Source organism: Azovibrio restrictus DSM 23866 (assembly GCF_000429665.1).
GTDB lineage: Bacteria > Pseudomonadota > Gammaproteobacteria > Burkholderiales > Rhodocyclaceae > Azovibrio > Azovibrio restrictus.
Genome location: NZ_AUCH01000022.1, coordinates 45,626 through 56,721, shown reverse-complemented (window position 1 = coordinate 56,721; position 11,096 = coordinate 45,626). Strand labels below are relative to the sequence as shown.

General features: G+C 68.9%; 13 protein-coding genes. 11 read left to right on the top strand and 2 right to left on the bottom strand.

What is annotated here, in order from left to right:
• Positions 1–377 (top strand): chemotaxis protein CheW (locus tag G474_RS0116615; RefSeq protein WP_026687948.1); only part of this gene is annotated, 377 nt, incomplete at its 5' end.
• Positions 378–429: 52 nt separating this feature from the next.
• Here G474_RS0116615 and fba read toward each other — a convergent pair.
• Positions 430–1,494, bottom strand: coding sequence for a class II fructose-bisphosphate aldolase (gene fba / locus G474_RS0116610; RefSeq protein WP_026687947.1), 1,065 nt, complete (start codon positions 1,492–1,494; stop codon positions 430–432).
• 91 nt (positions 1,495–1,585) lie between these two features.
• The gene (locus G474_RS0116605; RefSeq protein WP_043464967.1) at positions 1,586–2,254 is read right to left on the bottom strand and encodes a phosphatase PAP2 family protein; all 669 of its coding nucleotides are present in this window, start codon (positions 2,252–2,254) and stop codon (positions 1,586–1,588) included.
• Between the two features lie 149 nt (positions 2,255–2,403).
• On the opposite strand from G474_RS0116605, the gene G474_RS0116600 reads away from it, so the two are divergent.
• From G474_RS0116600 to G474_RS21325, 10 genes are all read left to right on the top strand, one after another.
• The gene (locus G474_RS0116600; RefSeq protein ID WP_026687945.1) at positions 2,404–2,643 is read left to right on the top strand and encodes an acyl carrier protein; all 240 of its coding nucleotides are present in this window, start codon (positions 2,404–2,406) and stop codon (positions 2,641–2,643) included.
• Between the two features lie 3 nt (positions 2,644–2,646).
• Positions 2,647–3,891, top strand: a complete 1,245-nt coding sequence (locus G474_RS0116595) for a beta-ketoacyl-[acyl-carrier-protein] synthase family protein (RefSeq protein ID WP_026687944.1) — start codon at positions 2,647–2,649, stop codon at positions 3,889–3,891.
• Positions 3,892–3,916: 25 nt separating this feature from the next.
• Positions 3,917–4,201 carry a phosphopantetheine-binding protein gene (locus G474_RS0116590; protein ID WP_026687943.1) on the top strand — a complete coding sequence of 95 codons (285 nt, stop codon included), beginning with the start codon at positions 3,917–3,919 and terminating at the stop codon, positions 4,199–4,201.
• The gene (locus G474_RS0116585; protein ID WP_026687942.1) at positions 4,198–4,863 is read left to right on the top strand and encodes a COG4648 family protein; all 666 of its coding nucleotides are present in this window, start codon (positions 4,198–4,200) and stop codon (positions 4,861–4,863) included. Before G474_RS0116590 ends, G474_RS0116585 begins: the two co-directional genes overlap by 4 nt.
• A complete protein-coding gene (locus G474_RS0116580) occupies positions 4,860–6,197 on the top strand; it encodes an AMP-binding protein (RefSeq protein WP_026687941.1) in 1,338 nt (445 codons plus the stop codon). Before G474_RS0116585 ends, G474_RS0116580 begins: the two co-directional genes overlap by 4 nt.
• Positions 6,190–6,510, top strand: coding sequence for an ApeI family dehydratase (locus G474_RS23790; RefSeq protein WP_043464963.1), 321 nt, complete (start codon positions 6,190–6,192; stop codon positions 6,508–6,510). The genes G474_RS0116580 and G474_RS23790 overlap by 8 nt, the downstream gene beginning before the upstream one ends.
• Positions 6,507–7,415, top strand: coding sequence for a lysophospholipid acyltransferase family protein (locus G474_RS0116570; protein ID WP_026687939.1), 909 nt, complete (start codon positions 6,507–6,509; stop codon positions 7,413–7,415). Before G474_RS23790 ends, G474_RS0116570 begins: the two co-directional genes overlap by 4 nt.
• Positions 7,408–7,974, top strand: coding sequence for a LolA-related protein (locus tag G474_RS0116565; RefSeq protein WP_026687938.1), 567 nt, complete (start codon positions 7,408–7,410; stop codon positions 7,972–7,974). The genes G474_RS0116570 and G474_RS0116565 overlap by 8 nt, the downstream gene beginning before the upstream one ends.
• Positions 7,975–8,104: 130 nt before the next feature.
• Positions 8,105–10,444 (top strand): MMPL family transporter, encoded by a 2,340-nt coding sequence (locus tag G474_RS0116560; protein ID WP_026687937.1) that lies wholly within the window; start codon positions 8,105–8,107, stop codon positions 10,442–10,444.
• Positions 10,441–11,094, top strand: a complete 654-nt coding sequence (locus tag G474_RS21325) for an alpha/beta hydrolase (RefSeq protein ID WP_043464960.1) — start codon at positions 10,441–10,443, stop codon at positions 11,092–11,094. Before G474_RS0116560 ends, G474_RS21325 begins: the two co-directional genes overlap by 4 nt.
• Positions 11,095–11,096 lie beyond the last annotated feature (2 nt).

The window sequence follows — 11,096 nt, the reverse complement described above, 5'->3', positions numbered from 1 at the left end:
TGACGGAAGTGCCGATGACGCCGCCCTTCATCCGGGGGGTGATCAACCTGCGCGGGGCGGTGGTGCCGGTGGTGGACCTGGCGGTGCGCTTCGAGCGTCAGCCCCGGGAGACCACCAAGCGGACCTGCATCGTGATCATCGAGGTGGACACGCCCAAGGGGCGGCAGGACATGGGGATTGTGGTGGATTCGGTGTCGGAGGTGCTGGAGATTCCGGCGGCCGACATCGAGCAGGCGCCGGAATTCGGCTCCCGCATCCGCAACGACTTCATTGCCGGCATGGGCAAGGTGGAAGGACGGTTTGTGGTGCTGCTCAACGTGGACCGCATCCTCTCCCTGGAAGAAGTAGCCGTGCTGGACAAGCTGGGCCAGCCATGAAAAAGGCCAGGATGGCAAACCATCCTGGCCTCAGACAAACGCCCGGCAGGGCTCAGCGGACGATCTGGTTCAGCTCGCCCTTGGCGTAACGCTCGGCCATCTTGTCCAGGGGAATGACCTTGATCTTGCCGGCCTGGCCTTCGCAGCCGAAGGCCTGGTAACGGGCCAGGCAGATTTTCTTGGCGGCTTCCCGGGCGGGCTTCAGGTAATCGCGGGGATCGAACTTGTCCGGATGTTCAGCCAGGTAGCGGCGAATGGCGCCGGTCATGGCGAGGCGGATGTCGGTGTCGATATTCACCTTGCGCACCCCGTGCTTGATGCCCTGGACGATCTCTTCCACGGGCACCCCGTAGGTTTCCTTCATGTCGCCGCCGAACTGGCGGATCTCGGCCAGCAGCTCCTGGGGCACGCTGGAACTACCGTGCATCACCAGGTGGGTGTTGGGAATGCGGGCGTGGATTTCGGCGATGCGGTCGATGGCCAGGATGTCGCCGGTGGGCTTCTTGGTGAACTTGTAAGCCCCGTGGCTGGTGCCGATGGCGATGGCGAGCGCGTCGCAGTTGGTCTGTTTGACGAAATCGGCAGCCTGTTCCACGTCGGTGAGCAGGTCTTCCCGGGTCATGTGGCCTTCGGCGCCGTGGCCGTCTTCCTTGTCCGCCTTCATGGTTTCCAGGGAACCCAGCACCCCCAGCTCGCCTTCGACGGAGACACCGATGGCGTGGGAGAACTCCACCACCTTACGGGTCACTTCCACGTTGTACTCGTAGCTGGCCACCGACTTGCCGTCGGCCATCAGGGAGCCATCCATCATCACCGAGGAGAAGCCGGACTTGATGGCGGCCATGCACACGGCGGGGGACTGGCCGTGGTCCTGGTGCATCACCACGGGGATGTGGGGATAGGCTTCCAGGGCAGCGAGGATCTGGTGGCGCAGGAAGGGTTCGCCGGCGTATTTGCGGGCCCCGGCCGAGGCCTGCATGATCACCGGCGCGTTGAGCTCATTGGCGGCCTCCATGATGGCCCAGACCTGTTCCATGTTGTTGACGTTGAAGGCGGGCAGGCCATAGCTGTTTTCGGCAGCGTGATCCAGCAGCTGGCGCATGGAGACGATGGGCATGGGATTTCTCCGGCAGAAGATTAGATTGAATTGAAGGGCGGATTTTACTGCAGCCGGGGGCTGCTGCGCAGGGGAAGGATGGCGGCGCGGATCAGAGCCCGGAATCCCGCACCTGGCGCAGGGAAAGCAGGGCAAACAGGACGCCCACCAGAGTACCGGCCAGCACATCCCAGACCACGTGCTGGCGGATGGCCAGCGTGGACCAGATGATCAGCAGGCACTGGGCCAGATTCAGGAACAGCATGAAGCGGGGCAGCCGGCACGTGCCAACCAGGCGGTGCAGCCAGAAGGCCGCGAAGATCGCCGAGGCCACATGCAGGGACGGACAGGCATTGCCCGAGGCATCCAGCCCCCGGATTACCGCCATTTGCGGATAGGCTTCCCAGGGCACGCTGAAGGCGGGCACGGTGGTGGGGAAGAACAGGAAAAACGCCAGGCAGAACACGCACATCGCGGCCATCCAGCCGCCGAAAACCAGCAGGGCGCGCAGATGGCTGAGCAGGGCGGGGGGCAGGGAGACATAGACCCACAGGGAAATGTAGAAGGGATAGGCGTGGGGCGAGAAGGGAATCTGTGCATCCAGCCAGGTCAGGGGCATGGTGAACGGCGCCGACCAGGGGGCGCGCAGCACGGCGAAATAGCCCCAGAAGAACAGGCCCATGAACGCCATGGTCCCGGCGGCCTTGAGCAGGGTCAGGGTGCCCAGGCGGGAGAGGACAATCCGGAACCAGGTGCCAGGACGTTCGGATGAATCATTCATTAATGAAAACCGGGAGGAAGAATGGCGGGAGCCCGGCATGGTAGCAAATCGGGAAACGGCTGCAGCTGTCCTTGCAGTGCTGGTGGCGAGCCAGGCAGGCACAGATGATGCATGTCGAAAAAAACGGTTTCGGCTAGAATATGCCCCCTATGAATTCCATTGATCTCATTCGCGAATTTCTTGCTGAACGCCTGGACGTCCCGGCAGAACAGGTAACGGAAAGCGCCCTTCTCACGGACCTCGGCGTGGATTCGCTGATGCTGCTTGAACTCATTTTCGAATTCGAGGATCGCTTCGACATCAAGCTTTCCCCGGACATCAAGCCCCCCCAGAGCGTAGGGGAGATGGTCACCCTGATGGATGGGTTGATCGCCCGGCACAAGTCTTGAGCCATGGCCCAACGACGCGTGGCAATCACTGGCCTGGGCCTGGTCAGTCCTTACGGTGGTGATCTCCCCGACTTCTTCGAGCGCCTGACGGCGGGCGAATCGGCCATCCGCCACCTGCAGACCGCAGATCAGCCCCGCCCCCTCTCCATCCCTTTCGTGAGCTGCCCGGATTTCAACCCGGACCAGGCCCTGGGCAAACCCCTGGCCTCGATGATGGATCGTTTCGCCCAGCTGGCCACGGCGGCTGCCTTCGCCGCCTGGAGCGACGCCGGACTGGAACGGAGCGGCCCCGCCCGGGAAAACTGGGGCTGCATCTGGGGTACGGCCCTGGGAGGAACCCTGGCGTACGAAAAGGGCTACCGGGAACTCTGGCAGAAAGGCCGGGAGCGGCTCTCGCCCCTGGCCGTGGTCCTGGGCATGAACAACGCCGCCAACGCCCACATCTCGATCCAGCTCGGACTGGGCGGCATCAGCATGAGCCATACGGTGGCCTGCGCCTCCTCCGCCATCGCCATTGGTGAAGCCTTTCTGCGGGTGCGCTCCGGTGCGGCGCCGGTAGTCCTCACCGGCGGCTCCGATGTGCCCCAGGCCTACGGGGTGGCCCGGGCCTGGGAGGCCCTGCGGGTCATGGCCAGCGCTGACGAGCACAGCGCCCCCGCCGCCTGCCGTCCCTTTGCCGCCGACCGTCGGGGCCTGGTGCTGGGAGAAGGCGGTGCCGCCCTGGTCCTGGAAGACTGGGAACACGCCCGGGCCCGGGGCGCCCGCATCCAGGGCGAAATCGTCGGCTATGGCTACAGCTGCGACCATAGCCACCTGGTCCGTCCGGAAGCTGCCGGGCAGGTGCGGGCCCTGGGCCTGGCCCTGGCGGATGCCGGCCTGCAGCCGGACGACATCGACTACGTCAATGCCCACGGCACCGCCACCGCCGAGGGCGACCCGGTGGAGGTGAGCGCCCTGAAAACCGTGTTTGGCCCCCGGGCCCCGGAACTACCGGTGAGCGCCACCAAATCCATGCACGGGCACCAGCTGGGCGCCGCCGGCGCCATGGAAGCCATCATCACCGTGCTCGCCCTGCGCCACCAGGTGGCGCCCCCCACCGCCCACCTGGACAACCCGGACCCGGCCTGCCTGGGGGTCCGGCATCTCCATGCGGCCCTGCGCGGCCAGCCCCTGGAAGCCGCCCTTTCCAACTCCTTTGCCTTCGGTGGCAGCAACGCGGTCCTCGCGTTCCGGGCCCCCGATTCCTGAAGCCCCGATCACCACGGAAAACCACATGTCTGCATCCCTCTCCCCGGAAACTGTCGAAGCCCTGCTGCCCGAAGTCGCCGAACTGATCGTCAACGCCCTCAACCTGGAAATGGCCCCGGCGGAAATCGAGCCCGACGCGCCCCTGTTCGGCGAAGGCCTGGGCCTGGACTCCATCGACGTGCTGGAAGTGGCCCTGGTGGTCTCCAAGCGCTATGGCTTCCAGCTCCGCTCCGACAACGAGGACAACGTCCGCATCTTCGCCTCCCTGCGCGCGCTGACCGCCCATATCGCCGCCCAGCGCAGCAAATGACCGCCACGCCGCCAGCCCGGCTGCTCAAGACTGGGGCCCTGCTGGCCCTGCTCGCCCTCTTCGCGCTGGCGGCCCATTACGGCAGCACCGGTCACGGCAACCCGGATTTCAGCACCTTCGTCGGCACCGCCCCCTTCCTGCTCATGGCCGCCATGTTCCTGCGCCAGGTCAGGCTGCCCGTGGCCCTGCTCGGCAGCGCCCTGCTGCTGGGCCTGCTGACCTGGCTCTGGCCCCAGTTGCGACAGAACGTGGCCCTGCTCTACTACGTCCAGCACCTGGGCGCCCACCTGGCCCTGGGCCTGCTGTTCGGCCGCAGCCTGCTGGGCCCCGGCGAGCCCCTGGTCACCCAGTTCGCCCGCATCCTGTTTCCCCAGGGCATCTCCGCCCGCAACGCCCGCTACACCCGGCAGGTGACCCTGGCCTGGACCTGCTTCTTCTTTGGCAACGCGCTGCTATCAACCCTCCTGTTCTGGCTCGCGCCCCCTACCCTCTGGTCCATCCATGCCAACCTGCTCACCGGCCCCCTGGTGGCCCTGATGTTCCTGGTCGAGCATTTCTGGCGCATGACGGCCCTACCCCCGGAGGAGCGTCCCAGCATCGCCATGGTCATCCGGGCCTACCGGGAAGGCCGGCGCAAAACCGGACCCCTCCAGCACCCATGACACACCTGCCCCTCCTTTCCCGGCACGGCCTGGACGATACCCTGGCCTGGACCCCCGACGGCCCGGTCAGCGTCCGCCAGTTCCTGGCCCAGGCCCGGGTCCTGGCCGGGCAGCTGCCGCCGGGAAAATGGCTGCTCAACGTCTGCCAGGACCGCTACCGTTTTGCCGTCGGCTTTGCCGCCTGCCTGCTCACGGGCAAGGTGAGCCTGCAGCCGGCTTCCCATGCGGCGGCCACCCTGGAGCGCATCCAGGCGGACTACCCGGGCACCTTCTGCCTGCGGGACACCCCGTTCGACACGGTGGGCCTGCCCAGCCTGGACTACCCCGACCTGACCCAGGCCCCGAGCGGGGATGTGCATGCCATCCCGGAGTTTGCCGCCGAGCAGCTCGCCGCCATCCTGTTCACCTCCGGCTCCACCGGCCTGCCCCAGGCGCACTGCAAGACCTGGGGCAAACTGGTCTGGAATGGCCGGGCCGAAGCCGAACGCCTGGGCCTGGACCGCCATCCCCATGCCCTGGTGGGAACCGTGCCGGTGCAGCACAGCTACGGCTTCGAATCCACCTTCCTGCTGGCCCTGCAGGGGGGCTGCCCGTTCTGGTCGGGCAAACCCTTCTACCCCCAGGATATCTGCGCCGCCCTGGAGGCCGTGCCCGGGCCCCGTCTGCTGGTCAGCACCCCCTTCCACCTGGCCACCCTGCTGGATGCGGAAGTGCCCCTCCCGGCCGTGGACCTGCTGCTCTCGGCTACGGCCCCCCTGTCCTCGGCCCTGGCCGCCCGGGCCGAAGCCAGCTGCCAGGCTCCCCTGCTGGAAATCTACGGCTCCACCGAGAGCGGCCAGCTGGCCAGCCGCCGCACCACGGCAGGCCCCGCCTGGGAACTGCTGAGCGGGGTGGAGCTGGAGCAGGCCGGGGAACAGACCTGGGCCCTGGGCCGGCACGTGGAAGGCCGGATTCCCCTGGGGGACCTGATCGAAGTGCTGCCCGAAGGGCGCTTTCTCCTGCACGGCCGGCACGGGGACCTGATCAACATTGCCGGCAAACGCACCTCCCTGGCCTACCTGAACCACCAGATCTGCGCCCTGCCCGGCGTCCGGGACGGGGCCTTCCTGCTGCCCGAGACGAGCGACGAACGGGGCACCACCCGCCTGGCCGCCTTCGCCGTGGCCCCGGGGCTGGATGCCCGCCAGCTGCTGGATGGCCTGCGCCAGCGCCTGGACCCGGTGTTCCTGCCCCGCCCCCTGATCCTCCTGGAATCCCTGCCCCGCAACAGCACCGGCAAACTGCCGCGCCAGGAGCTGCTGGCCCTCCTGGCAGCCCGGAAACGCCATGACTGAACGGACTTTCACCTGGCAGGTGCCCACGGATCACCCGGCCTTCGCCGGCCATTTCCCCGGGCGGCCCATCGTGCCCGGGGTGCTGCTCCTGGATCAGGCCCTCTTGTTCGCCGCCAGCCTGGCGGCGCCAGCCCCGGGGCGCTGGCAGGTAGGCCAGGCCAAGTTCCTGGCCCCGGTGGGGCCCGGGACACGCCTGGATTTCCTGCTGCGGCCGGGGGCCAGGGGTGGCTGGGTCTTTGCAGTCCGGCACGGCTCCCTGGAGGTGGCCTGCGGCAGCCTGACGCCTCCTCCGGCAGCGGCAGGCCGCCCATGAGCCCGCCCGCCGCCGGGGACTGGAAGCAGCAGCAGGAACGCAGCAATCTGCCGCTCCTGAAACTGATGGTCTGGCTCTCCCTGACCTTCGGGCGCGCCCTGGGGCGGCTGGTGCTGCATGGCATCGCCGCCTATTTCACCCTGTTTTCCCCCCGCGCCCGGGCCGCCAGCCGCCTTTACCTGGGGCGGGTCCTGGGACGCCGGCCCGGCTGGCGGGATTGCTACCGCCATGTGTTCAGTTTTGCCAGCACCATCCATGACCGCATCTACCTGCTCAACGGCCAGTTCGAGCGCTTCGACATCACGGTGCACGGTGCCGACGCCCTGCGGGCGGCCCTGGCGCGACAGCCCGGAGCCCTGCTGATCGGGGCCCACCTGGGGAGTTTCGAGGTGCTGCGGGCCATGGGCCGGGACCAGGCCGGACTCCGGGTCAGCATGCTCATGTACGAGGAAAACGCCCGCAAGATCAACGCCACCCTGGCGGCCATCAACCCCCGGTCCACGGCGGACATCCTGCCCCTGGGCCAGCTGGATTCCATGCTGGCCGCCCGGGACCGGCTGGACCAGGGCCACCTGGTGGGCATGCTGGCGGATCGCAGCCTGGGCCCGGACCCCACCCTGGCGGTGGACTTCCTCGGCCAGCCCGCCGGCTTTCCCCTGGGGCCCTTCCGCGTGGCGGCCATGCTGGGCCGCCCGGTGTTCTTCATGACCGGGCTGTACCTGGGGGGGCGCCGCTACCAGCTGCACTTCGAACCCCTGGCGGATTTCACCGGCATCACCCGCTCCGGGCGAGAAGCGGCCATCGCAGCGGCCATCCAGGCCTATGCCCGCTGCCTGGAAAAATACTGCCGGCAAGCCCCCTACAATTGGTTCAACTTCTTCGATTTCTGGCAAACCCATGCGTAAGTACCTGCTCCTGCTCCTGGCCCTCAGCTTTGCCCCCTGGGCCCAGGGGGCCTTCGACATCGCCCAGCTGATGCAGGGCCTGGCCAGCCATCCCGGCGGCAAGGCCCGGTTTACCGAGAAGAAGTTCCTGGCCGTGCTGGACCGCCCCATCGTGGCCACCGGGGAAATGACCTACCTGCCCCCGGACCGGCTGGAAAAACGCACCCTGACCCCCAGGCCCGAACTCCTGCTGCTCGACCGGGACACCCTCAGCATCGAGCGGGACAAGCAGCGCTTCTCCATCAGCCTGAGCCAGCAGCCGGAGGCCCGGGCCTTTGTCGACAGCATCCGCAGCACCCTGGCCGGGGACCGGAGCGCCCTGGAGAAGAGCTACCTGCTGCACCTCTCGGGCCAGCCGGAAAAATGGACCCTGACCCTGCTCCCCAGCGACCAGCGCATCGCCAGCCTCATCCAGCGCATCGTGGTGACGGGCAGCCGCAACCAGATTCTCAGCATCGAATACCTGCAGGCCGACGGCGACCGCTCCCTGCTCAACATCGAGCCGATTCCCGCCAAATGAAGCCCAGCCCCGGCCCCCAACCCGGCTGCACGGCAGCGGCCGTGCCCGCCATCACCTGCCCGCCGCCGCCCCCCGTCCGGAAGAGCCCGGGCGCGGCCATGGCGCCCCCGTGCAGGATCGAGGTCAGCGGATGAAGCGCCACCCCCTGCTCAGTTTTTCCCTATGGCTGCTGGCGATGCTGGCCGGCGCCAGCATCGTCTGGAACACCCGGTTCACGGCCGACATGAGCTTCTTCCTGCCCTCCCACCCCAGCCCCGCGCAGCAGGTGCTGGTGGAGCAGCTCAAGGATGGCGCCGTATCCCGCCTGCTGATGCTTTCCATCGGCGGCGGTGCGCCGGAACAGCGGGCCGCCCTCTCCCGGGACCTGCGCCACCGCCTGGAAGGGCTGCCGGCCTTCGTCTCGGTGCAGAACGGCGCCATGGAGCACCTGGACCAGGACCGGGACCTGCTGCTCCGCTACCGCTACCTGCTCAGCCCGGCCGTCACCCCGGAGCGGTTCACCACGACGGGGCTGGAGGCCGCCATCGGGGAGAGCATCGCCCTCCTGGCCTCGCCCGCCGGGATGCTCTTCAAGCCCTTCCTGACCCGCGACCCGACCGGGGAACTGCCCACCCTGCTGAGCGGCCTGGGGGGCAGCAGCCAGCCGGCCACCCGGGCCGGGGTGTGGGCCTCCCGCGACGGGGAACGGGCGATGCTGCTGGTGCAGACCCGGGCCCAGGGCTCCGACACCGACGGCCAGGAACACGCCATCGCAGAGGTGCGCACCCAGTTCGCCGCGGCCGCCCGGGAGCAGGGCCTGCAAGGCATGGAGCTGCGACTCTCGGGCCCCGGCCTGTTCGCGGTGCAGGCCCGGGCCAAGATCAAGGACGAGGTATCCCGGCTCTCCCTGATCAGCACCCTGGCGATCATGGCCGTGCTGTTCTGGGTCTACCGCTCCTTCAAGCTCCTGGCCATGGGGCTGCTGCCGGTGCTGAGCGGCACCCTGGCCGGCATCGTTGCCGTGAGCCTGGCCTACGGCACCGTGTTCGGCATCACCGTGGGCTTTGGCGCCGCCCTGATCGGCGAGGCGGTGGACTACTCCACCTATTACTTCATCCAGTCCGGCCGCCAGGGCCTGTCGGTCTGGCGCGCCCGCTTCTGGCCCACCATACGGCTGGGCGTCCTGACCAGCGTGGTGGGCTTCGGCACCCTGGTGTTCTCCGGCTTCCCCGGCCTGGCCCAGCTGGGGCTCTACGCCCTGAGCGGCATCCTGACGGCGGCCCTGGTCACCCGCTATCTCCTCCCCGACCTGGCGGCTCCCCTGGTGGCCACGGTTCCCGCCTGCCATGCCCGGCCCCGGATGGGCGTGGCGATCCCGGTCTTGCGCCTGCTGCGCTGGCCCACCCTGGCCCTGGCCCTGGCAGCCACGGCCTACCTGGTGCAGCAGCGGGAACACCTGTGGCACCCGGACCTCTCCGCCCTGAGCACGGTGAGCGCCGAGGAGGCGCGCCAGGACGGCCAGCTGCGGGCCGACCTGTCCGCCCCCGATTCCCGCTACCTGGTGGTGCTCAGCGGCCCTGACCAGGAAAGCGCCCTGGCCGCCGCCGAACGCACCGGCGCCCTCCTGGACGGGCTGGTGGCCCGGGGCGTCATCGGCGCCTACGACAGCCCGGCCCGCTTCCTGCCCAGCCAGGCCACCCAGGCCCGGCGCCAGGCCGCCCTGCCCGGGAGGGACGAACTGCAGGCCCGCCTCGGCCCGGCCCTGGCCGACTCCCCCCTGAATGCCAACAAGCTGCAGCCCTTCCTGGACGACGTGGCCGCCAGCCGCCAGCAGGCCTACCTGCAGCGCCGCGACCTGGAAGGCAGCAGCCTGGCCCTGGCCGTGGACGCCCTGATGCTGGAACGCCCCCAGGGCTGGAGTGTGCTGCTGCCCCTGCATCCGCGGCCCGGGGATGACAGCCTGGGTATTCCCGCCGACCAGGTGCGCGCGGCCCTGGCCGGCAGTGATGCCCTGTTCATCGACATGAAGGGGGAGTTCGAGCACCTGTACCAGGATTACCTGCACGAGGCCCTGCGCCTGTCCCTGCTCGGCATCCTGTTCATCGTCGTGCTCCTGGGCCTGACCCTGCGCTCCCTGCGCGGCCTGCTGGGCACCCTGCTGCCGATCGCCCTGACCGTGCCCCTGGTCATCGCCGCCCTGCATCTCCAGGGCGAACGGCTGCACCTCCTGCACCTGATCGGCATCCTGCTGATCGTCGCGGTGGGCTCCAACTACGCCCTGTTCTTCGACCATGCCCGGCCCCAGGCCCCCCTGGACCCGGAAACCCTCACCTCCATGGGGGTCGCCAACCTCACCACCGCCATCGGCTTCGGCACCCTGGCCCTGTCGTCCGTGCCCGTCCTGCACGCCATCGGCGTCACGGTGGGCCCCGGGGCGGTGCTGGCGCTGCTCCTGGCCGCCATGTTCTCACCCCGGTCCAGCCCCCCATGAGCACGCTGCTGCAAACCTGGCACCAGACCCAGGGCCACCCCGCCCTGGCGGTGCTGCTGCCCGGAGCCTGCATGAAGGCCGGGGAAATGGTCGCCCAGGGCCTGCCCGAGGCGGTGCGCCGCCGGCAGCTGGCCCTGGACCTGTGCATCGTGGACCTGGACCTGGCCGCCATTTCCGGCGGCAGCGCCCTGGCCGCCCTGCAGCAGCAGGTGATCGCCCCGGCCCGCTCCGGCTACCGGCAGATCTGGCTGGGCGGAATTTCCCTGGGGGGGCTGCTCAGCCTGTGCCACGCGGCCGACTACCCGGGCAGCGTCGACGGCCTCTGCCTGCTGGCCCCCTACCCCGGCAGCCGGATCACCCGGCAGCGCATCGTCCAGGCCGGCGGCCTGGAGGCGTGGCAGCCCAGCCCCGAGGAGCTGGAAGACCCGGAGTTCCGGGTCTGGAACTGGCTCAAGGCCGCCCCCCTGCCCTTGCCCGCCTTCATCGGCTACGGCCGGGAAGACCGTTTCGCCAGCGGCATGGCGCCCCTGGCCGAACGCTTCCCGCCCGCCAGCAGGCTGACGCTGCCGGGTGGCCACGACTGGTCCGCCTGGCAGCCCCTGTGGGAAGGCTTCCTGGAGTTCTTCCAGGCCCGGGCCGCCAGCGTCTGAGG